Source organism: Pleionea litopenaei, from assembly GCF_031198435.1.
GTDB classification, from domain to species: Bacteria; Pseudomonadota; Gammaproteobacteria; order Enterobacterales; family Kangiellaceae; genus Pleionea; species Pleionea litopenaei.
In genome coordinates, this window is sequence record NZ_CP133548.1 from 2551678 (window position 1) to 2574603 (window position 22926).

At 43.4% G+C, this 22926-nt stretch carries 24 protein-coding genes; 13 read left to right on the plus strand and 11 right to left on the minus strand.

The window, feature by feature from the left end:
* Position 1: 1 nt before the first annotated feature.
* From Q9312_RS11480 to Q9312_RS11490, 3 genes are all read right to left on the minus strand, one after another.
* Positions 2–166, minus strand: a complete 165-nt coding sequence (locus Q9312_RS11480; RefSeq protein ID WP_309200991.1) for a hypothetical protein — start codon at positions 164–166, stop codon at positions 2–4.
* Positions 167–200: 34 nt separating this feature from the next.
* Positions 201–710, minus strand: a complete 510-nt coding sequence (locus Q9312_RS11485) for a hypothetical protein (RefSeq protein ID WP_309200992.1) — start codon at positions 708–710, stop codon at positions 201–203.
* 108 nt (positions 711–818) lie between these two features.
* Positions 819–1214 (minus strand): OsmC family protein, encoded by a 396-nt coding sequence (locus tag Q9312_RS11490; RefSeq protein ID WP_309200993.1) that lies wholly within the window; start codon positions 1212–1214, stop codon positions 819–821.
* A 139-nt stretch (positions 1215–1353) separates the two neighbouring features.
* Between Q9312_RS11490 and crp the strand changes: the two genes are divergently transcribed.
* From crp to Q9312_RS11510, 4 genes are all read left to right on the plus strand, one after another.
* Positions 1354–1989, plus strand: coding sequence for a cAMP-activated global transcriptional regulator CRP (gene crp / locus Q9312_RS11495; protein WP_309200994.1), 636 nt, complete (start codon positions 1354–1356; stop codon positions 1987–1989).
* A 176-nt stretch (positions 1990–2165) separates the two neighbouring features.
* Positions 2166–3299 (plus strand): porin, encoded by a 1134-nt coding sequence (locus Q9312_RS11500; RefSeq protein ID WP_309200995.1) that lies wholly within the window; start codon positions 2166–2168, stop codon positions 3297–3299.
* 42 nt (positions 3300–3341) lie between these two features.
* Positions 3342–3881: an FMN-binding protein gene (locus Q9312_RS11505; protein ID WP_309200996.1), complete on the plus strand. Its 540-nt coding sequence runs from the start codon at positions 3342–3344 to the stop codon at positions 3879–3881.
* Positions 3853–4614 carry a PepSY domain-containing protein gene (locus tag Q9312_RS11510; RefSeq protein WP_309200997.1) on the plus strand — a complete coding sequence of 254 codons (762 nt, stop codon included), beginning with the start codon at positions 3853–3855 and terminating at the stop codon, positions 4612–4614. The genes Q9312_RS11505 and Q9312_RS11510 overlap by 29 nt, the downstream gene beginning before the upstream one ends.
* Positions 4615–4629: 15 nt before the next feature.
* Here the strand turns inward: Q9312_RS11510 and Q9312_RS11515 are convergent, their stop codons facing one another.
* Both Q9312_RS11515 and rpe read right to left on the minus strand, forming a co-directional pair.
* Entirely contained in the window at positions 4630–5208 is a 579-nt protein-coding gene (locus tag Q9312_RS11515; RefSeq protein ID WP_309200998.1) for an anthranilate synthase component II, read from the minus strand.
* 55 nt (positions 5209–5263) lie between these two features.
* Positions 5264–5938, minus strand: a complete 675-nt coding sequence (gene rpe / locus Q9312_RS11520) for a ribulose-phosphate 3-epimerase (protein WP_309200999.1) — start codon at positions 5936–5938, stop codon at positions 5264–5266.
* Positions 5939–6025: 87 nt separating this feature from the next.
* Between rpe and Q9312_RS11525 the strand changes: the two genes are divergently transcribed.
* The 4 genes from Q9312_RS11525 (at position 6026) to Q9312_RS11540 (ending at position 10371) form a co-directional block, all read left to right on the plus strand.
* Positions 6026–6973: a M12 family metallopeptidase gene (locus Q9312_RS11525; protein WP_309201000.1), complete on the plus strand. Its 948-nt coding sequence runs from the start codon at positions 6026–6028 to the stop codon at positions 6971–6973.
* Positions 6974–7067: 94 nt separating this feature from the next.
* The gene (locus Q9312_RS11530) at positions 7068–7871 is read left to right on the plus strand and encodes a TatD family hydrolase (protein ID WP_309201001.1); all 804 of its coding nucleotides are present in this window, start codon (positions 7068–7070) and stop codon (positions 7869–7871) included.
* A 36-nt stretch (positions 7872–7907) separates the two neighbouring features.
* A complete protein-coding gene (locus Q9312_RS11535; protein ID WP_309201002.1) occupies positions 7908–9785 on the plus strand; it encodes an MFS transporter in 1878 nt (625 codons plus the stop codon).
* 76 nt (positions 9786–9861) lie between these two features.
* Entirely contained in the window at positions 9862–10371 is a 510-nt protein-coding gene (locus Q9312_RS11540) for a hypothetical protein (RefSeq protein ID WP_309201003.1), read from the plus strand.
* Positions 10372–10376: 5 nt separating this feature from the next.
* On the opposite strand, the gene Q9312_RS11545 is transcribed toward Q9312_RS11540, so the two are convergent.
* The 5 genes from Q9312_RS11545 to typA form a co-directional block, all read right to left on the minus strand.
* Positions 10377–11231 carry a DUF805 domain-containing protein gene (locus Q9312_RS11545; protein WP_309201004.1) on the minus strand — a complete coding sequence of 285 codons (855 nt, stop codon included), beginning with the start codon at positions 11229–11231 and terminating at the stop codon, positions 10377–10379.
* Positions 11232–11318: 87 nt separating this feature from the next.
* The gene (gene dtd, locus Q9312_RS11550; protein ID WP_309201005.1) at positions 11319–11756 is read right to left on the minus strand and encodes a D-aminoacyl-tRNA deacylase; all 438 of its coding nucleotides are present in this window, start codon (positions 11754–11756) and stop codon (positions 11319–11321) included.
* Entirely contained in the window at positions 11728–12705 is a 978-nt protein-coding gene (gene pip / locus Q9312_RS11555; protein ID WP_309201006.1) for a prolyl aminopeptidase, read from the minus strand. Before pip ends, dtd begins: the two co-directional genes overlap by 29 nt.
* 340 nt (positions 12706–13045) lie before the next feature.
* A complete protein-coding gene (locus Q9312_RS11560; protein WP_309201007.1) occupies positions 13046–13423 on the minus strand; it encodes a hypothetical protein in 378 nt (125 codons plus the stop codon).
* Positions 13424–13426: 3 nt separating this feature from the next.
* Positions 13427–15241 (minus strand): translational GTPase TypA, encoded by a 1815-nt coding sequence (typA, locus tag Q9312_RS11565; protein WP_309201008.1) that lies wholly within the window; start codon positions 15239–15241, stop codon positions 13427–13429.
* 187 nt (positions 15242–15428) lie between these two features.
* On the opposite strand from typA, the gene Q9312_RS11570 reads away from it, so the two are divergent.
* The 4 genes from Q9312_RS11570 to Q9312_RS11585 all read left to right on the plus strand — a co-directional run bounded on the left by Q9312_RS11570 (position 15429) and on the right by Q9312_RS11585 (position 20226).
* On the plus strand, positions 15429–15899 hold the full coding sequence (locus Q9312_RS11570) for a hypothetical protein (protein ID WP_309201009.1): 471 nt from the start codon (positions 15429–15431) through the stop codon (positions 15897–15899).
* Between the two features lie 166 nt (positions 15900–16065).
* The gene (locus tag Q9312_RS11575; protein ID WP_309201010.1) at positions 16066–18027 is read left to right on the plus strand and encodes a sensor histidine kinase; all 1962 of its coding nucleotides are present in this window, start codon (positions 16066–16068) and stop codon (positions 18025–18027) included.
* Position 18028: 1 nt separating this feature from the next.
* The gene (locus tag Q9312_RS11580; protein WP_309201011.1) at positions 18029–18481 is read left to right on the plus strand and encodes a response regulator; all 453 of its coding nucleotides are present in this window, start codon (positions 18029–18031) and stop codon (positions 18479–18481) included.
* Entirely contained in the window at positions 18478–20226 is a 1749-nt protein-coding gene (locus tag Q9312_RS11585; protein WP_309201012.1) for an EAL domain-containing protein, read from the plus strand. The genes Q9312_RS11580 and Q9312_RS11585 overlap by 4 nt, the downstream gene beginning before the upstream one ends.
* Here Q9312_RS11585 and Q9312_RS11590 read toward each other — a convergent pair.
* Positions 20223–21686, minus strand: coding sequence for an aminotransferase-like domain-containing protein (locus Q9312_RS11590; RefSeq protein WP_309201013.1), 1464 nt, complete (start codon positions 21684–21686; stop codon positions 20223–20225). The genes Q9312_RS11585 and Q9312_RS11590 overlap by 4 nt on opposite strands.
* Before the next feature lie 145 nt (positions 21687–21831).
* Here Q9312_RS11590 and Q9312_RS11595 point away from each other — a divergent pair, with 145 nt between their 5' ends.
* Positions 21832–22755, plus strand: a complete 924-nt coding sequence (locus Q9312_RS11595) for a DMT family transporter (RefSeq protein WP_309201014.1) — start codon at positions 21832–21834, stop codon at positions 22753–22755.
* Positions 22756–22926 lie beyond the last annotated feature (171 nt).

Here is a 22926-nt window from a genome sequence, read left to right on the forward strand (position 1 = left end):
CTCATGGTAGTTCTGGCTCTGATGCGGCTGACGATTTCCAGTTCAATTGGAACCACAGTTTAGCAATCAAGTAACAAAGCGCTAAACTCCCTGCTAGAGCGACAATTTCAACCGTCCATGTTGGATACAACACCACTAGGCATAGTAAAACGATAAAACAAACCATAACGCCTCCTCCCAATACCGTGAGAGGCTAGGGCTCAAGTTGAGGCGTCGAGTTGCAGCAGTTTGATTAACTGTTGAATCCTTGGTAGACGCTTTTGCACAACTTGAGGATCGTAACCCTCACAATCTTGTGTCACTGCTAATCGAAGATATCCTTCAATCAGTCGAAAAATTCGGTCAGTGACTCGCCTTTCTAATTCCTTAAATTTGTCGTCATTTTTTTGATTTCTCAAAGCAAATCGTTGAGAAACTAACTCAGCCATTGCCTCAGGTATCCACTCCAACGCTAGATGAGTCAACTGACTGTATACTTCTTGCTCTGACTCATACGCTTGCACTTGCTCAACCAAAGGTTGAATCACTCGCCTTAATTCTGTCTGTGCTTCTGCGAAGCCGTGGGCGGCTTCTTGCCGACGCTTGGCTTCGGTTATTAACGCCCTAAGCTTTTCGCTTGGTGTTTCTGCGCCCTCTATCTCGAGAGACGACAGAAACTCGGCGTCTTCATGAGAAACACGAACACTCAATGGAACCGTTCGGCCTGTCATTGTTTAACTCCAAAAATATCGCTGCATGCTTGCTTGAGTACAATTATATTCATAAGAATACATTTGTCAACAATTTGCATACATATGTTTACGATTGTTTTCATTTGTCTACTCTAGTATTTCAAATGAGTGTGTAACCTCAACTTTTCCCTTCAACATTAAAGACACTGAACAATATTTCTCCATCGAAAGATCACAAGCTCGAGCAACTTGCTTCTCAGATAGATCTTTCCCACGAACCAAGTAATGAGCATGAATGCTAGTGAACACTTTAGGGTCAGTTTCGGCCCTTTGAGCAGTAAGTGAACATTCACATCCTGTGATATTCTGCCGCGCTTTTTGCAATATCATCACGATATCGATCGAAGAACAGCCACCGACTGCTTGCAGCACTAGCTCCATCGGCGACATATGCTCACCGTTACCACTCAACATCATTTGACGCCCCGACTCTGTCGAAGATTCAAAATTCAACCCATCTTTCCAAACAACTTTTGCTTTCATTTCACATTTCCAACATTTAACCAATTAATTAACTACATTAAGTAACTTCCTGATTTAATTATATCTACACCTAGAACTCAACTTTATGCTACAGTTACCCAATATTCGCTTATTTCGACAATGAAAAGACAGGCAACTTATGTCATTACCTAGATTTATTGCCAAAGATGAGACTATGGAGTGGTTCATTTCACACTGCCATCGTCGACGCTATCCTGCAAAAAGCACCATCATATATCAAGGTGACAAATCCGACTCGTTGTATTTTATATTAGAAGGTTCGGTTTCTGTTGTTATCGAAGACAACGATGGGCGTGAGCTCGTACTTGCTTACCTAAATGCTGGAGACTTCTTTGGTGAAATGGGACTGTTCGATGGACAAGACATTCGCAGTGCTTGGGTAAAAGCTAAAGCCGAAAGTGAAATTGCTGAAATCGGATACAATAAGTTTCAGCAACTGGTCGAGCAGAACCCTTCCATTTTAATGCGCCTCTCTGGCCAAATGGCCATTCGTTTGCGCAACACGAGTAGAAAAGTCGGTGACTTAGCCTTTATGGATGTAACCGGCCGTGTTGCTAGAGCCTTGCTTGATTTATGCAAAGAGCCCGATGCAATGACTCACCCTGACGGCATGCAAATTAAAATCACCCGTCAAGAGCTCGGACGCATCGTCGGATGCTCCCGAGAAATGGTCGGTCGGGTACTTAAAGTACTTGAAGAACAAGGCCATATTTCCGTCAAAGGTAAAACCATGGTGATCTTCGGAGCTCGCTAGCTCCGAAGCCCATATCTCCCTCTTGAGCTCTTAATACTTCCCCAACTTACTTTTCACTCAATCAGATTTGTCTATAATTTAAATACAAGACTGAATGAAAATGATTTGCACTTAGATTATAACTAATTATAATGCGCACACTTTCTACACAGTTATAAAAAATGGAGCTCCATCAAATGTTTCGCACCTTATTGCCATTGTTGGCAGGTATTTCAACCGTGGCCTTTGCTCAAGACTCTCAACCGACTAAAGAAGAATTGCAAAAAGCCATTGAACAACAAGCCAAGCAGATCGAAGAACTGCAACAACAGATGAATGCAGCAGTCGAAGCAATCGAAGATAAGTCCAGTGCTCAGTCGAGTGACACCAACATCGGTGGTTATGGTGAACTACATTACAACAACTTCGATACAAAAGAAGACATCGACTTTCATCGTTTTGTGTTGTTCGTTAGTCATAAATACAGCGACAAGCTGCGCTTTTTCTCAGAACTTGAAGTTGAGCATGCCTATGCCGGCGAAGGTAAACCAGGTGCCGTCGAGTTAGAGCAAGCCTACATCGAGTATGATTTAAGCTCGAGCACCACCTTGAAAGGCGGTCTATTCTTAGTACCCGTTGGCCTATTGAACGAAACTCATGAGCCAGATACTTTCTATGGTGTTGAGCGTAACCCAATTGAGAAGAACATCATACCGACCACTTGGTGGGAAGCCGGTGCAGGTGTGTCTTATCGCTTTGCAGAAGGATTAACTTTTGATTTTGCTGCCCACTCTGGTCTCAATGTTGATCCAGCAGATTTCGATCTTAGAAGCGGTCGTCAAAAAGTAGCCAAAGCAGACGGCGATAGTTTTGCATATACCGCTCGATTGAAATACACAGGCATTCCAGGATTAGAAATCGCGGGCTCATTTCAGCATCAAGATGACATTACTCAGGGCGCTGCAAATGCCGAAGCCCAACTTTTGGAAATGCACGCCGTGTATGCCACAGGACCTTTTGCTGTTCGCGCATTGTGGGCTCAATGGGATATAAACAACAGCATCGCTGACACTCTTGGAAAAGATGTTCAAACGGGTTACTTTCTAGAGCCTGCTTATCGCATCACTGAAGAGTTTGGCGTATTTGCTCGCTATTCGGTCTGGGACAATACTGCAGGTTCTGCGAATACTCTCGACACTGAGATGCGACAAGTGAATGTTGGTGTCAACTATTGGATTCATCCGAATGTGGTTGTCAAATTTGACTTCGAGAATCGCCTCGGCGCTCAAGATGGCTCGGGCGTTAATGCTGGACTTGGCTACCAATTCTAAATCAAAAAGCGCTGATAGCTCTCACGGTTATCAGCGCACTCAATGATTATGATGCGAATTACCGTTATATTTATCGTCAATCTATTCTCCCTTCTCGCAGCAGCAGAAGAGGTCTATCTTGAACCCAGTTTTTTCATTCAGCAGCAGTTTACTGAAACACCGGAAACCAAATATTTTTGGTTAACCAAAGAACATAAACTGAAACTCACCGAGATCACTGGACACAAGCCATCAAAGCTGCGCATTAAATACTGGGTGGTAGGCCAAAAGTCCGCTTGGATACTAGAAGAAATTGGTAAAGAACAATTAATTACCACGGGAATTTCAGTTGAAAATGGTAAGATCCAAGCACTGCAAGTACTGATCTATCGCGAAAGTCGCGGCTACGAGGTTCGCCAAAATTTCTTCACCGAACAATATATTGGCGCAAGTTTAGATAAGTCGTTAGACTTGGACCAAACTATTGATGGCATTACTGGAGCAACCTTGTCTGTTCGCGCGCTGAACACCATGGCTAAGAGTGCTTTATATATGCATGCAAACGCCGTAACTAATGAAGAACAAAAAACCGCAGCGAATTAACCCTAAAATCGCCTTTCACTTGCACCGTTGGCATCGACGTTTCGGTGTGATCTCGGCATTATTTTTAATGCTGGTCTCCGTCACAGGCTTGCTTTTGCAACATCCAGAAATGTTCAAACTTACCCAGCAAAATGTTTCGAGCAGCTGGTTACTCAATTATTATGGTATTGCGCCATCGAAACTGGGTCGAACCTATCAGTCTGGCACAACTTATTTTTCGCAAGTCGATCAAAGAGTCTATGCGAATGAGCAGTTTGTCTCTGACATCAAAGGTGAACTTATCGGCGTTCATCAACTAGAAAGTTTTATCGTCATCGCTTCAAATAACCAGATCACTTTAACGACTTTAGAGTTAGAAAAAATCGACACTTTTGACTACCCACCATCAATACAGCTGCCGGTACGCAATCTCTCTAAAGACAAGTCACCATTGGTATTTCACGCAAAAAATGGGCTGTTTTCTCCCGATGAGACGTTTGAACATTTCAAAAGTATTCAATTCATTCGTTCTCCGAGCTGGCAGGAAACATTAACATTGCCTGAGGCAGTAAAAGAACACATCATTGCCGATGCTCGCCAGCAAAACTTGAATTACGAAAGAGTCACCTTAGACCTACACAGTGGTCGTCTACTGGGGGCGTTTGGCCCTTTAATTATGGACTTTATGGCCATACTGTTTTTTATTTTGGCGGTCAGTGGAATTTGGCTTTGGTCGCGCAAAAAGCGTTGGTAAAACCGAGTCTATTAATTATTGATTGATAAAGTTTTCAAGCAGCGCGTGGCCATGTTCTGTCAGTATCGATTCAGGATGGAACTGCACGCCCTCAATGGGTAGCGAATGATGTTTTACACCCATGATAAGCGGCGCACTATCGCCACTGTCTTTGACCCATGCGGTCATTTGTAAACACTTTGGAAGAGTGTCTGGATCAATCACCAAAGAGTGATATCGCGTCGCTCGAAAGGGAGTAGGAAGCCCTAGAAAAACACCTTCACCGGTGTGTTCAATCATTGAGGTTTTTCCGTGCATTACTTGCTCCGCTTTGATCACTTTTGCACCGAAGACTTGAGCAATGGACTGATGACCCAAGCATACCCCTAGAATCGGTATTTCACCCGCGAAATGTTCAATAAGCGATAATGAAATCCCGGCTTGATCGGGAGCACAAGGACCTGGAGAGATTATGATTTTATCGGGTGCCAACTGTCTAATTTCATCAATACTGATCGCATCATTGCGAACCACGTGTAATTGACTACCTAATGAGCGGCAATAATCCACCAAATTGAAGGTAAAAGAGTCATAGTTATCAATCATTAAAATCATTTAACTGGCCGCTTTCTAATAATCGTAGTTAGACTCTTTTTCCGCTGTTCAATGACTATTGTTGTTTAGCAATTTCTTGACGCATTTTAGCAATCGTTTCTTGGTAGTTAGCGGTATTAAAGATGGCCGAACCAGCGACAAAGGTATCTGCGCCTGCAGCGTAAATCTCACCGATATTATCCACCTTGACTCCACCATCTATCTCTAGTCGAATCGCATGCCCGCTCTCGTCGATCTTCTGTCTAACCTGACGTAATTTAGCCAGAGTCGAGGGAATAAATGACTGCCCACCAAAACCCGGATTGACTGACATTAACAAGATCATATCCACCTTATCCATTACGTAGTCCAGTATGTGGAGAGGCGTAGCAGGGTTAAACACCAGACCAGCCTCACACCCCTGATCTCTAATTAATTGAAGAGTGCGATCAACATGCTCTGATGCTTCAGGGTGAAAAGTGATGGTGGAAGCACCAGCTTTAGCAAAATCAGGAATGATTCGGTCGACTGGCTTGACCATTAAATGAACATCGATAGGTGCACTAATGCCATAATTTCGTAATGCATCACATACCATGGGTCCAATAGTTAGATTGGGCACATAATGGTTGTCCATTACATCAAAGTGAACCCAGTCGGCACCAGCATCGATTACCGATGCGACGTCTTCTCCTAAACGAGCAAAGTCAGCAGACAATATCGAAGGTGCAATTACAGGATTAAACGGCATAGTGATCTCACGTGTTTTATCATAAAGTGTATAGTTTACTTTATCCGACAGGCGATCCCCAAACATATCATGAAACTTCGAATATTCATGCTGTACATGATAATGCTCTGCTCAATAGCGGCTAATTCTGCCGTGCTAGACTGGAAGCAAAGATGGCCCAATGGTGCGAGTTTAACCGTTTGGCTACAGCAACCTACTCCTCTTCAGCAAAGCATCGTGACACAAGCTTTTCGGCAATGGGAAGCGCACGTTAACCTTACCTTTAATATTACCGTGGAGAAGCCCAAAAAGAGTCATATTCGGGTCGCTTTTCATAGTTATGATGGCAGCATACTAGGCAAACAAAACCATTTAACGTCGAGCGAACCAACTATGTTACTGGCGAGTTTATCTGAACAAACAATCGAGTTATCACGGAAGAAGCGCATTGCTTTGCATGAAGTCGGCCATATACTTGGATTTGAACACGAGTTTCGCCACCCGGACTGGCCTTATGGCTATCGCTGGCAAGAAGCCGAAATAGAAAGGTGCGTTGAAAAACTTAAAAATGAGCCAAGTTACTGCGAGAACTTATCCGCAATGATTCGAAAAGAAGGCATGCGTCAACTGCCTTTTGACCGACAATCAATCATGAATTATCCCTTTTCCCTCAATCAACTCGACAACACTCTCTCGGATATTCCGATCAGCTTAAAGCTCTCGCCGGCAGACAAGTTAGCGGCAGCCGTTGCTTATCCACGATCATTAAATTCTCCAGAGCACAAAGGTTATCACGTCCGATTTCGTAGTTTTTGCGCTACTAAAGTGCACGTTCGTTGGAGTGCATCAGGGTCTTTGTTTAATCCAACCTTAGTCATTTTAAGTCCAGGCGAAACTTCCGATTGGCTGACACTCGAAAAGCCCTACATAAAGTTCAAAGGCACGACTCACGATGGAGAAAACCTGTGGTCACCGAATATGCCCCAGGGTTACGCAATTATCGCTGATACTGGCTGGCCAACATCCGGATTAGAGCTGCCGCTTTACTGCCAATGAGATATACGTTGCAATTGATGCGACCTAAGCACTCATTTGTTGCAACTATTTAAGAAATGCTTTTCAATGTTCGAAGAATGACTAGGATGCTCATATGAATATTTGGACAGATATCTGCGTAAACTTGACTAATCAGCGCTTTGCCTCAGACCAAGAAGCCGTTATTGAACGAGCGATAAACAACGGTGTTCAAAGAATGCTGATCGTTGGTACTGACATCACAAGCTCTCATGCAGCTATTGAGCTTTGTCATCGTTACCCAGACCACATGCGTGCAACGGTTGGCTGTCACCCTCATGATGCAAAGACAATGGATGAGAAGGCATGGCAACAATTAGAGGATTTACTCGCCTCTCCCATGGTCGTCGCTGTCGGTGAGTGTGGATTAGATTTTAATCGCAATTTTTCGGAGCCTGCGACGCAACTCGAGGTGTTTGCTCGACAAATGGCGCTCGCCTCAGATAAAGATTTACCGGTGTTTCTACACGAACGTGACGCTTGCATTGAAATGCTCAGCATTTTGTCGCAATACCCAAAACCTAAAAAGGTCATTCATTGTTTTACCGGATCAGAAGAGCAAGCACAGGGGTACTTAGAACTGGATTGTTATATTGGAGTAACGGGCTGGGTCACCGATGAGCGACGAAACCAAGACTTAGTCTCAGCCATTGAGATCATTCCTAACGAACGACTATTAATCGAAACCGATGCTCCGTACCTACTACCCAAAAACATTGCTCCCAAACCAAAGAGTGGACGTTGCGAACCCTGTCATCTTCCGTATGTTAGTGAGAAAATTGCTGAGTTACGCAATACCAATCACGATGTCTTGGTAGCTGTTACCACTTTAAACTCAATAAAGTTGTTTAACTGGCCAGTCGCCGAATCATTGCTTTGAAAAAGCAAAATAATACGTTTTAATTGAGACAATCAAATGGCTGAAAACCAATATCAACTGCTAAAACAAAAACGATTTTTTCCTTTCTTTATCACACAAGCCCTTGGCGCTTTCAATGATAACGTTTATAAAAATTCTCTGGTTACTTTATTTACCTATACAGCGGTAAGCTCAGCTCAAAACGAAGGCTTTTTGGTAAACCTCGCTGCGATTATATTTATCTTACCCTTTTTCTTATTTTCTGCGACAAGCGGGCAATTTGCAGAAAAATATTCGAAAGCCAAGAGCATCCGAAATATCAAACTTCTCGAAATCGGTATCATGTTGTTAGCTTGCGTTGGCTTCTATTTGCAAAGCGTCAATTTCTTATTATTTGTTTTATTCCTCATGGGACTTCAGTCCACACTCTTTGGGCCCATTAAATACAGTATCATGCCGCAGTACTTAAAAGAAAAAGAACTGGTCGGCGCCAACGGACTGGTCGAAATGAGCACGTTTTTAGCCATTTTGTTGGGATTAATTTTAGGTATAGCACTAACGAACTTAGAGCCCTATGGAAGGATCGCTATTTGCTCTGTGGTTGTTTTAATTAGCCTAGTAGGCTATTGGTCTTCACGCCAAATTCCCGTGTTACCGGCTGTCGAACCGACGTTAAAGATAAATTGGAACCCAATTACCGAAACCGCTAAAACCTTTAAGTATGTTAAGTCAAATAGGACCGTGATGCTGTCTGTTTTGGGTATATCTTGGTTTTGGTTTTTTGGCGCAACGATATTGGCACAGCTACCCACCTTTAGTAAGTCAACACTGGGCGGCGATGAGTATGTTTATATGCTGTTAATGGCGGCATTCTCCGTTGGTATCGGTTTAGGTTCGCTGCTTTGTGAAAAAATGTCCGGACGAAAAGTTGAAATTGGCTTAGTGCCGTTTGGTGCTATCGGTATGACGCTTTTTAGTATCGATATTTATTTCACGAATCATACCACCGATGCCCTTCCTATTTTATCAGCAACCGAATTTTTACAACATTGGAACAACTGGCATGTTCTTATTGATGCGACATTAATAGGCGTTTTCGGAGGGTTCTTTATTGTTCCACTGTACGCTTTGATTCAGCAACGGTGTCCAAAAAATCATGTTTCTCGTGTAATTGCGGGCAATAATATCCTTAATGCTTTATTCATGGTTCTTTCAGGTATCACGGCATTAATCTTATTAAGCTTAAACTTTTCAATACCCGAAATTATTTTGATTACCGGTATACTTAATGCGGTCGTATCCATTTATATCTTTACGGTCGTACCCGAATTCTTGATGCGATTTTTAGTATGGATTTTGATTAACTTGTTGTATCGAATTCGTTTGACTGGCTTGAATAAAATACCTGATGAAGGGGCAGCTGTCATCGTTTGTAATCATGTAAGTTTTATGGATGCGTTGATCATAGCCGGCTGTTGTCGACGACCAGTTCGATTTGTTATGGATCATCGAATTTTTAAAACTCCCATTCTTAGCTTTATTTTCAAAACGGCTAAGGCGATTCCGATAGCTCCGGCGAAGGAAAATCCAGAGTTAATGAACAAAGCCTTTGATCAAGTAGCGGAGTATTTAGAAGAGGGCGAGCTGGTCTGTATTTTTCCCGAAGGAAAAATCACCTCAACCGGTGAAATAAATACCTTTAAAGCTGGTATCGAAAAAATAATTGCTCGCACACCGGTTCCTGTTATTCCAATGGCGCTTTCAGGACTATGGGGAAGCTTTTTTAGCCGAAAAGACGGACCTGCTATGGGCACAATTCCAAAACGATTTTGGTCGAAAATTGCCGTAACCATTGGTCAAGTCGTGCCTTCTTCAGAAGTCTCTGCGGCGCATTTACAACAACAAGTTAGCCAACTTAGAGGAGAGCGTCCCTAGCAACCGGGAGTCGGCTCACTCAGTTAGTTCATCAATAGAAAATTAGTTATAGATAAAAAATGGTTTGGAAACAATAATGAAAAAATTAAAAATTCCTTTAAGAATTATTCAAGTTCTTACCGGATTATTCTTAGTCTTTTTAACGCTCGGGATGCTCAATCCAACCATCGAGCAACAGGTCGTCAAAACGTCCAGTGTTTCTCAACAAAAATTAGCTCAGGCGATTATATCTAAGGAAGGGCTAAAACTATGGGTGAAAGATTTCGCCGATTTGAAAAAAGTGTCTCAAACGGACGAGTCTATTGAGTTGACTGTTTTTACTCAACGCAATGGTCAATTGCAAAAACAGACTGTGCAATTGCTCACTCAAAGCAGCTCTCAATCGACACTTTTTCTCGAATATCCTAAATATTCCCTACAGGTAGAGTTCGACAATGCACCAGAAAACCAAATGACCGCCAAATTAATAATACTACCGAAAGGTGTGTTTTGGCAGTCTTGGTACTTTTTTATGAAAAATGAACTTTTTAAGTCTAACGAAGCACTATTGGCTGCCATTTTAAAGGCAGCCAACGAAGTGAATTGAACGCACTATTCTTGAGGATAGCCGTACCGATTTTCACCTTGGGTTCCGGCAATAAACCCATTGATAATGAAAATTGCGAAACCTGCTATGCTAAATAGAAATTGAAAGCTTGCAAAAGTCGGATTAAATGCGGAGATGGCACCAAATGCGAATGACGCTAAGGACAAACCTCCGTACCACCAACCACTCATGTTAACGTCATGTAAACGCTTAAATGCCACCGCAAAAGATATCCAAATGTAAGGTATGGCACCAATTGCAGCTAGAATCACACCCGCAAAAATATTAAAAAAGGTGACCACTCCAATTATCACTCCAGCTAACAACATTGGAAGGACATACAAAAGCCAAAAGGTCTTTCGATTGATACGCCCTTTAAAGCTAAAGTAGATGGCTCCCAAGGACATTTTCATGGTTAGGCCGCTTGAATAGTCTCGCTGCACCTCTGAACTCGCTGGCGTCGCGTAAACATCTTCACTCGCTTCTGGAGCGCCAGCCGACGGGACGGGACTAGGCACAACACTCGATGCAGACTCAGGCTCGACATCCCGCGATGCAAATTCAGCTCGTCCAGTGCGTTTATGTTCAGTTTCTGTCGACTCCAATGACCACTGTTCATGCAGTGGAACTTTGTTTTCTTTAAGCTCAACGACCGCGCCAATGGCTTGCAATCTTTTTTGATACAAGTGTGCCTTGTCGGCCTCTTGTTGTTTTTTAATCACGACGGGGGCTTTTTCAAGGAGTTGCTCTACCTGTTCAACGGTTTTCTTAAACAGCTTCGCTAACTCAGCCACCACTTGTTCACGGTCAGCGTTTAACTGTCCGGTTAATAGCACATCGTAGGTAGTTGCCTGAGACATCATAGCGTCCTTCAATCATTTCTATATGAGATATATTATTGGCGATTCATTCGCCTTTCAGAAGTAAATATTACCGCTTCGTGCAACTTATGACTGCAGCCAGAAAGTTACTGGGCCCTGATTACACAGACTGACGTCCATATCGGCACCGAAGCGGCCCGTTGCGATATTATCATAGTGCTCGCGACAGTTGTCGACTAAGAAATCAAATAGCTTTTGTCCATGCTCAGGGCTTGCGCCACGACTAAAGCTCGGGCGCATGCCTTTCGACGTGTCGGCGACCAGAGTAAATTGCGGTACTAGCAATAATCCACCCAAGGTTTGCTGAACGTTTAAATTCATTTTTCCTTGCTGATCTGAGAAGATCCGATAGCCCAATAGTCTTTGACGCATTCGCTCTGCATTGCTTTTTTTATCCGTTGCTTCTACGCCAACCAGTACTAATAATCCGTGCTCAATTTTACCAATTTGCTTTCCTTCGACACGGACCTCAGCGCTAGTCACTCGCTGAATCAGTCCAATCATGGGTCACCATTTTATGTAAATCACGAGTCGCGCGCACCAGCGCGTCAGTAATTCCTGGGTCTAAATTGGCATGACATGCATCGCGAATAATATGCAACTCGGCCGTTGGCCAGCTAGATTGCAACTGCCACGCGCAATCTAAGGGGCACAAAAGATCAAAACGACCGTGCACGATGATCCCGGGTATCGACTCTAGTTTGTGGGCGTTGTCTAGAACTTGGTTATCTTGAATAAAACAGTTCTGCCGAAAATAATGAGCCTGAATCATTGCCGTCGTGCTAGCAACGTGCGGATCGTTGAAACGTTTGAGCCAGGCACTTGAGTGGTGTAACAGACTGGAGCGTGCATACCACACTGCCCAACTTTTAGCGGCCGCCATTCGAGCCAGTTCGTCAGGACCTTGCAAACGATCGGAAAAGATTTTTAGCAGGTTATGCCGGTCGCTTGCGTGTAGCGACTGCGCAAACTCTTCCCAGTAATCTGGAACTAAGCGAGGAACGCCAACTTCAAATATCCAGTCGATATCTTGTTGTCGACCTAAGAAAACACTGTGTAGGACTAAACCTAACACTCGATCAGTAAACGATTGAGCATACAGTAAAGCCAAGGTTGCTCCCCATCCACCACCAAATATCGCCCATCGGGAAACTTTCAATTGCTCCCGCAACGCTTCCATATCACTCAACAAGTGGTCCGTGGTATTTGCAAGCAAAGGGTCGTCAGCTTTTGAGTGACCGCAACCCCGTTGGTCTAACAAGATGATGCGATATTTTTCAGGATCAAAAAAGCGCCGATGATAACTGACTGAGCCGGTACCGGGTCCTCCATGAATATATAAAACAGGGATTCCATCTGCCGACCCGCACTCTTCATAATACACTTTATGCCCATCGCCAACGTCTAGGAATGCGCTGTTATAGGGTTTGATTTCTGGGAAAAGTACCTGCATAAACTTCCGCACCGGGCTACCGCCCAAACTTAATACCGTTTTAATTCTCTGGAAGCATGTCAATGCTCGCCAGTACTCGAATTCCTTGATAACAGTAATGGTAGCATGAGACGGTTAAAATTAAGCAGCACCGAACAAAATATCTCTCATTGCGAATGGACAATGGCTTACAAAGGATTATTGATAGGGCTTACAGTCGTGAGTTTAAAATACAACTAAACTAAAAACCGTCAATCTCCTACCTGCATATATTGACACGTTTAACCGGCCGCTTGGCCGGTTTTTTTATGCCCTGCTTTAGGTGCAAAGAAAGGAAGTCGATCGATAATAAAGGATTCGCTTACTGATCTTGTTCTTGCTCTTTTTGCTCTCGAGCCTTTCTTTCAGCCTCTTTACGAGCAATTTCATCCTCAACAATCACCACATAGCCTTTTGGAATGGGTTTAGGGTCGAGACCTTGAGTAACACGAACTTGATCGTAGGCCAGCTGAACGCAGTTTCTAGAGGCATCAATTTTAACGCAACGATCGTATTCGCGCGTTAAAGAGTCCATCACTGATTCAGCTTTCGGAGGCTCAACGTAACCAAACAATACTCGTACTACATTGAGCCAACCAGGCGTGTTTGATGCTCCATCACCACCTTGACCAGCACATCCCCCTAACACACTAAAAAAAGTCACTACCAATAAAAGGCGAAGGCTAGTCAGGTTTTTCATATATTATCCTTGTCGTGATGCGCGCTTTCGCTCATGTTCTTTGAGGAACTTTTTACGAATTCGGATGCTTTTTGGTGTTACTTCTACCAACTCATCGTCATCAATAAACTCAAGCGCCTGCTCTAAAGTAAAAATAATCGGTGGCGTCAGTACTAAGTTTTCGTCAGTACCAGCTGCACGTACGTTAGTTAACTGCTTACCCTTCAATGGGTTAACCGTTAAGTCGTTATCTCTTGAGTGTATGCCAATAACCATACCCTCGTAAACTTCAACGCCATGCCCAATAAATAATCGACCACGTTCTTGTAAAGTAAACAAGGCATAACCCAAGGCCTTACCGTCACCATTGCTGATAAGAACACCGTTGTGACGTTGCGCTAAGGCACCAGGAACCGCCACATCGTAACGTTCAAACGTATGGTAAATGAGGCCAGAACCCGAGGTTGCTGTTAAAAACTCGGTTTGAAAACCGATCAATCCTCGTGATGGGATAATGAAGTCTAAACGCACACGACCTTTACCATCAGGAACCATGTTTTGCATATCGGCTTTACGAAGACCGAGTTTTTCCATTACCGTACCTTGATGGTCTTCTTCTATATCGATAGTTAAATTCTCATAAGGTTCCATCAATACGCCATCAATTTCACGCATAATAACTTCAGGTCGAGAAACCGCGAGTTCAAATCCTTCTCGTCGCATATTTTCAATCAAAACCGATAAATGCAACTCACCACGACCCGACACTTTAAACTTGTCTGGGTCATCAGTTTGTTGAACACGCAGTGCCACGTTATGAATCAACTCTTGCTCTAACCGCTCAAGAATTTGTCGAGAGGTTAAAAACTTACCTTCTTTGCCGGCAAACGGAGACGTGTTCACTTGGAAGGTCATGGTTACTGTTGGCTCATCAACCGTTAAGGCCGGAAGCGCTTCGACTGCTTCGGGCGCACAAATGGTGTCTGAAATCTTAGGCGCATCGATACCGGTAATGGCAATAATGTCACCCGCGGTAGCCTCTGGCACTTCACTGCGCTCTAAGCCCATGTAACCTAGCACTTGTCCAATTTTGCCACGACGAGTTTTGCCTTCACGGTCAACAATCGTCACTTGCATGTTTGGAGTAACTTTTCCGCGTTTCACGCGACCGACCGCAATAGCACCAACATAGCTTGAGTAATCCAGCTGTGATACCTGCATTTGGAAAGGCCCATCGATATCGACATTTGGTGGCTCTACCATGTCGACAATCGCCTGGAACAATGGCGACATATCACCACTGGTCGTGGTTGGATTTTCGCTTGCAAAACCATTTAACGCTGACGCATAAATCACCGGAAAGTCTAACTGCTCATCGGTTGCACCAAGACGGTCAAATAAATCAAAAACCTGGTCCATTACCCAGTCTGGACGAGCGCCCGGGCGGTCAATTTTGTTGATGACCACGATGGGTTTAAGTCCTTGAGCGAATGCCTTTTGTGTGACAAAGCGAGTTTGCGGCATTGGTCCATCAACCGCATCGACCAACAATAATACCGAGTCAACCATCGACATGATTCGCTCAACTTCGCCACCAAAGTCGGCGTGTCCGGGCGTATCTACGATGTTAATGCGATAGTCATTCCAACGAATCGCAGTATTTTTGGCTAAAATGGTGATACCACGTTCTTTCTCTAGATCATTAGAGTCCATCACACGTTCGGTCGGCGCAGCGCGCTCACCTAACGTACCAGACTGCTGGAGTAATTTATCTACAAGGGTGGTTTTACCGTGGTCAACGTGCGCAATAATCGCAATATTTCTTAACTTCTCAATCACAAAGGAACACTCATTAAAATTTTGAGGCGCGTATTATACGCATTTCACTCGAGTATGGTGACTTTTTATTCAATAAAATCGCTTAAAATGTCGAATAATCGGTAGATCCGACACGCAGCTTGACATTCAATAGCGAATTAATAACTCTGACAACCTTTTCCAGCTCTAGGCAAATAGGAAGAAACTCATGCGCAATCTCTTAATTTTAATCACTTTTTGCATATCTATCTCTGCATTTAGCGCCGATTATCGAACCGGAGACGCCGAACTCGATCGATGGCTCGTGAATATCGATTTCGTCAATCAGAAAGATCCTGACCAGGCCATTGCTAAACTCAGCAAGGAATTTAACGTCGATGTTGAACTGATCATGCCTTGGCGTAGTCAATACGAATTATCGGTTGCGCAAATTACGGCAGCCGTGGTCGCCAACCAAGTGCTTGAAGGGGACCTTGAAGCGACTCTCAAACACTTCAGTAAAACCCCGGTAAAACGGTACAAGCAGATGTTTGCAGAAATTGGCTTGCCAGACTTTAGTGACCAATTTAAACAATTTCGTGCAGCCATCGCTAAACGGGCGCCAAAGAAGGATCTTGAAGCGGAAAGTCGGAATATCTTTAATAAAGACAACGAACTTGGAAAACCCAAGCAAAATTAACTAAAAATCAGTCGCTGTGGCATGAAGTAGACTATAGTTAGTTTACTTATTAAGGGAATGCATTCGCCCAGATAATGGGCGAATAGCCGCCATCACGTCGACGTTGGATAATAAAAGCTGCATGGTTTTAAACTGGACAATAAAAACCAAATTTCTAGCACTAATCGTGGCCTTAGTTGCCACCACCACGCTTACTCTTGTAGGTGTCATTTCTGTTGAATTGAGCACCGCTCTGACCAAAGAAAAATACCACCAATTGCATCAAAATCTGTCTTTTATTCGATTAAATGTTCAAAGTGATATCAACCAGCTAAAAAGCGATGCAGAAATTTTAGCCTCTTCGCGTCTGCTTAAAGGCTTACTTAATAGTGAACAGTCGTCGAATGATGACCTTCTTAATTTAATTCAACAAGAAGAGTGGCTCGAAAGCCTACGTGTTCTTTTTAACCAAGTCATTCAGGCCAACCGTCAATATTTTAAAGCGCGCTACATTCGGTATTATCCATCAGCTACTGGCGACAGTGCTCGAGAGATCATAGTAGTGCGCAGGCAAAACAACACCATTTCAGTGTTACCCTCTGCCGATCTCCAAGAGAAAATTCACCGGCCGTATATTCAAAATGCGCTCAAACTGAAGCCCGGTGAAGTTTTGCTATCTCGGCTGAGTCTCAATCGTGAGCGTGGAAAAATCAGCTTACCTCATGTTGCGACTTTACGTGCCGTTGCGCCTATCTTTGACGGTGACAGGCTACATGGCTTTATAGTACTCAGCATGAATTTAACCCAGTTGTTTTACACCGCTACCGAAGTCATTGAAAGCGACGCAAGGCTGTTTGCGTTAAGGGACGATGGACAGTTTTACTTCCATAAAAATCCCAGCCACTCGTTTTCATTTGAGTTTCCAGACTCTTTTCAATATACCTTACAAGATGAATACTTATACGCTGAGAGGTTGCTCAATCAAGGCGATAAAAGCTCCGGCATCGTGCAAAACTCGATGCAAGAGTCGCAACACGCAATGGTTGTTCAACATCTGCATTTCGATAGCTTACAACCGGAACGTCGAATGATATTGGCGCTGGTTCAACCCTATGAAAAAATTTCTGAGATAACGACGGAACTGAACAATCTTTTAATCGTGACCGCCAGCCTTATCGCGTTAGTCACTATTGGCTTAGGAGTTGCCATCATGCGCACATTAAACCGACCGATAAGACAACTACTCACAAGTATAAAGAACTTTGGTTTTTCACAAGAATTCACCCCTCTTCCTGTTGAACGCAAAGATGAAATAGGTGCTTTGTCACGGCAATTTCAAGAAATGTCACAACGTATCAAGGAGCAAACCGATCTTCTCAACCAAGAGATATTGGTGAGACGCTTTACTGAAAATCAATTAAAACAACAAGAAGTCGAATTAAAACGCTCGAATGAAGAGTTGGAAAAATTTGCTTATGTCGCGTCCCACGATTTACAAGAGCCACTTCGTAAAGTCCAAGCGTTTGGAGATCGTTTAATTGAGCGTTCCAAAGACGATCTTGATGAACGAGCTCAAGACTACTTAGGCAGAATGCAGCAAGCGGCTTCGCGAATGAGTTTGTTAATTAGTGATCTCTTGTCGTTTTCTAGAGTATCTACTCGGGGTCGTCCATTTAAAACCTGCGATCTCAATAGCATTTTAAAAGGGGTATTATCTGACTTAGAGGTCGCCATCGACCAGTCGAAGACTCAAGTACATGCGGAACCTCTATTTCAACTTAATGGCGATGAGAGCCAACTACGCCAATTGCTCCAAAATCTGATTGGAAACGCCATCAAGTTTCGCAAACCCGAAGGTCAGCACAAAGTTTCAATCTGGTCTAAACTTTCAACTGATAAAGAACACTTTGAATTACATATTAAAGATACTGGTATCGGACTCGATGAAAAGTACGCTGACCGTATTTTTGAGGTGTTTCAACGATTACACGCGCGCAATGAATACGAAGGAACAGGCATTGGGTTGGCAATCTGTCGAAAAATTGTCGAACGCCATAAAGGAACCATCAAGGTTAATAGCCAATTAGGGGAAGGAGCCGAGTTCATTATCACTTTTCCCAATAATGTAGAGCAGTCGGAGAGTCAATAACATGCAAAGAAACGACAACCTTATTGAAATCCATATGTGCGATGACGATCCTGATGACCGACTGCTGTTTAAAGACGCTATCGATGAAGCGAATATGCTTAATCGAATTAGCTTTACCAGAGATGGCCAAGACTTAATGGACTATCTGCGGCGCGAAGGAGAGTACAAAGATATGGCCGAGCACACACTGCCAGATATCATTCTTCTCGATCTCAATATGCCGCGAAAAGATGGTCGAGAGGCTTTGAAAGAAATTAAGGGTGATGCTCGATTAAAACACATTCCGATCGTCATACTCACAACCTCTAAGCAAGAAGAAGATGTTATAAAAAGTTATAATTTAGGAGCGAATTCGTATATTAGTAAGCCGGTTACCTTTGAGAAACTAGTGGAATTAGTTCGTAAGTTATCGGATTATTGGTTTAAGATTGTGAAGTTGCCAGACCATCTATGAATGTAAAGAATAAAGCTTTAAAGGATGATGAGACGGATGAAGATTTCATTCGCCTATTACTCGTCGAGGATGACGAAGATGATTACATTCTTGCTGAAGACTATCTAAAAGAAGCCTACGGTAAAGACATCGAGATTACTTGGGCGAAAAACTTCGACAAAGCTATTGAACTAATCAGCAGTCACACTTTTGATATTTTTCTTATCGATTATATGCTCGGCGAAAAAACCGGCATTGAATTAACCAAAGAAATCACCTCTAACACCTTTGTCGTTAATGCCGTCATTTTGCTAACCGGTATGGATAATCGAGAAGTCGATATTGAAGCGACTAAATCGGGTGCAATGGATTACTTGGTCAAACAAGAACTAAATGCATCTTTACTAGAGCGTTCGATTCGCTACGCACTAAAACGAAAGCGTATTGAAGAAAAGCTCATAGCACTGGCCCAACACGATCCACTAACGGGTCTTGCAAACCGCACTAAGTTTAACTTAGCTCTGTCAGATAAAATTCAGCAAGCTCGCCGCGACAATAATCAATTTGCTGTTCTGTTACTGGATCTCGATAATTTTAAAGAAGTGAACGATACACTTGGGCATTCAACGGGAGACTCCTTACTAAAGATCACCGCAAAGCGACTTAACGAGTCATTGCGAGGCATTGATATGATCGCTCGATTAGGCGGCGATGAATTTTCCATCATCGCTCAGTTTAACCATATCGGGCAAGGCTCAGCACAAATTGCTGAACGGTTAATACAAGAACTGTCCGTCGCCGCTGAACTTGACTACCATCAAATTAAAACCGGAGTCTCGATTGGTATCGCTATTTACCCTCATGATGGCGTTACACCAGAAGCATTGTTAAAGAGCGCTGATCTAGCCATGTATAAGTCAAAACGTGGAGGAAGAGGCACCTTTCGTTATTACGACCCTGAGTTTGAACTTGAATTAACACAAACTAAAAAGCTTCATGATGAACTACAACTCGCCATTGACTCAGAACAATTCGAGTTATTCTTTCAACCGATCATTGATACACAAACTAATCGAGTCATTAAAGCCGAGGCTTTGATACGTTGGAATCACCCTTCAAAAGGACTAGTCGGGCCTGGCGAGTTTATCGAAGCGGCTGAGAAAAACAGCATGATACTGACTATTGGCCGATGGGTGTTGAACGAAGCTTTCAAACAATGCATCAACTGGCAAAATGAACCGCACATGCGGGAAGTGGGCGTTGCGATTAACCTATCGCCTCATCAGTTTCATGATGAAGAGCTATTAAAAAATGTCACCAAAGCGATCTCGCGATCGGGTTTAGAAGAACGCTACATTACTCTCGAAATTACCGAAACAACCTTAATGGAAGTCGGCAGTGTGGTGGTTGATCGACTCAATGCACTTGCAGAACTTGGTTTAGATCTAGCGATTGATGACTTTGGAACCGGATATTCATCACTGGCTTATCTAAAGCGCTTTCCAGTTTCGACATTAAAAGTTGATCGCTCATTTATTTCAGATATCGAAACCGATGATGATGATAAAGTCATTACCAATGCCATCATTAATCTTGGAAACTCGTTAAATAAACGAGTCATTGCCGAAGGTATTGAAACAGCCACCCAACTCACTACCGTCAATGAGTTTGGCTGTCACTTAATTCAAGGTTATTTATTTGCTAAACCTATGCCACTCAAAGACTTTTCAATTTGGGTGCACAAGTACCATCAACACAAAGATTAACCTGTTCGAGCGCGCGACGGCTCAATACCCTGATAAGCTAGTTGCCCGAGGGTCTTAATGGCCTTTTCAACCTCATCACTCCACGGTAAGCCATAACTTATTCTAAAGCACCGCGAGTACTTATTCGAGGGAGAAAAAATCGCGCCGGGCGCTATACTGATTTTTTCATTGAGCGCTTTATAAAATAAATCAACCGCATCTTGACCAGAAGGCAACTCAATCCAAAGAACACCACCACCACGAGGACAAGATATTCGAGTATTCGGAGGAAACTCTTGTTTAACGCTGGCAATCATTCGATCGCGATTGATCATGAGTGTGCGTCGTAATTGCTGAACATTGCGTTCATAGTCTCCCGAAGCGATGAATTCAGAGAGAGTCCATTGATTGATTAATGATGATGAACAGCTGAGCGCACGTTTAATACGCTTCGCTTTTTCAATATATTTGGGAGCAATCATCCAGCCAATACGATAACCGGGAGCCGCTGTTTTAGAAAAAGAAGCGCAAGTGATTACTTGTTTCTTTTGGCTATAGGCTTGAGCAGGAATGGCTCGTTTCTCAGTAAAACAGAGATCACTATAAACATCATCCTCTATTAGAGGAACATTGTAACTCTCAAGCAAAGCAACCAACTTCTTACGGTTATCTTCAGGCATGAGACTGCCAATAGGGTTGCTGATTGCTGTTGAGAAAATACAGGCTTTAATCGTTTGTTGCTCAAGAGTAGCGCTTAAATCGTCTAACCAAATTCCGTCATCCGGGCACAAAGGAATTTCAAAGGCCATCATCCCTAAACTTTCTATCAACTCTAAAATGCCAAAATAACATGGAGACTCAACGGCAATGATGTCGCCGGGTTCAGCAACACATTGCAATGCAATCGCGAGCGCTTCTTGAGCACCGTTAGTGATAACAAGCTCAGCAGGATCAACGGGTACACCAAAATCTAAGTAACGCAGTGCAAGTTGTCGTTTAAGCGGTGCGAAGCCATCCATAGGACCATAGTTAATCGCCGTTTGGCCTGCTTGGTTCATCACTCGGCGCATGGTTCGGGCCAGCGTTTTTTCAGATGAATGCGCTGCCACAGGGTTTGCAATTCCCAGAGGCAACACACCGGGTGTATGAATAGCCTCATAGACTTGCTCGATCAGTGATTGACGCTTAACTGGCACGGCTTTGTTCGACAGCCTTGCTCGTCTTGGCGCTGAATTGGTCGCTTGAACCACCGATAAGTAATAACCCGATTTAGGTCGCGCACTGATTTCACCTAACCGCTCGAGTTCTTCATAGCCTTGCTTAACAGTCGGTACGCTAACCGATAACTTAGTCGCTAAACTTCGCAACGAGGGAAGCTTTTGTCCGGGTTGGAGCAGGCCTTGATCACGCATTTGCCGAACAAGGTTTATCACTTGTTGATATAAGAATTCGCTTTTCTCACGAGCAACCGCAAACGCCATGAGCTATCCTATTTACCAGTATCACATAACGGAAAAGTATATCACCATTCTGTATAGGTGACATTTTTAATTTTCTGTATATGTTATATATACAGATGATCAGTTACATTAACCCCTAGTCCAGTCATGTTTGGTTGAGAAAACCATGAAAAACGTTCTACTTTATGCAACTACGGTAATCATCTGGGGCACCACTTGGTTTGCCATTGAGTTTCAAATTGGTGTCGTGCCTGCCGAGTTTTCACTATTCCTGCGCTTTGCTTTAGCAGCGGCCGTGATGTGGGGATTTTGTTGGTGGCGCGGTATTGCATTGAAACTGTCTAAAGCCAACCATCTTTTTGTCGCGCTATTGGCGCTTTTTAACTTTAGTTTCAACTATTTAGTTTTGTATTGGGCACAGCAATATTTAACCTCTGCGATGGCATCGATAGCCTTCTCAACATTGTTGTTAATGAACATCATCAATACGCGAATATTCTTTGGTAAGCCAATTGCTCAGAGGGTGATTGTTGGCGCCATGTTAGGTGTCGGTGGCATTGTTGCCTTATTCTGGCATGACATTCAGGCGTTGGATCTCTCATCGGAAGCGATTATCGGCTTGTCTCTAGCACTCTGTGGAACCTTGCTCGCCTCCTTGGGTAATATGATCAGCGTTCGTAACTCAGCGAAAGGCGTTAGCGTTATTCAAGGTAACGCATGGGGCATGTTATATGGAACATTGGTTCTAGCCGTATATATGCTGGTTGCAGGTACGCCTATTATCTGGTCAAACGCCACGAGTTATTGGCTCTCGTTGTTCTACTTGAGTGTCTTCGGTACCGTTATTGCGTTTGCCTGCTACTTTATTTTGTTCAATGAAATCGGCTCTGAGAAGGCTAGCTATGTGATCGTGCTGTTTCCTTTTGTCGCTGTTATTTTCAGCACCTTATACGAAGGATTCCAATGGTACCCTTCGACCTTGTTAGGGTTTGGACTCGTCATTCTTGGGAATGTCATTGTATTAACACCCGTTGAGCGGATAAAGCAATGGGCCAGCGCGCAGCGTCTTTCTTCGAAAGCTCAACCTTAAAAGAACTAACACTCGGTCCTTCGCTCTCAACAAATTAAGCCTCCAACGTAACCGATAATTAGTAAAACTTACTAATTATCGGTCGATTTTGCGAACTATAAATCTCGCAACCTTATTCACAGCCCTAATCAGAGGACTTAGAATTTGGTACATTAGTTGCTTAGTCATATC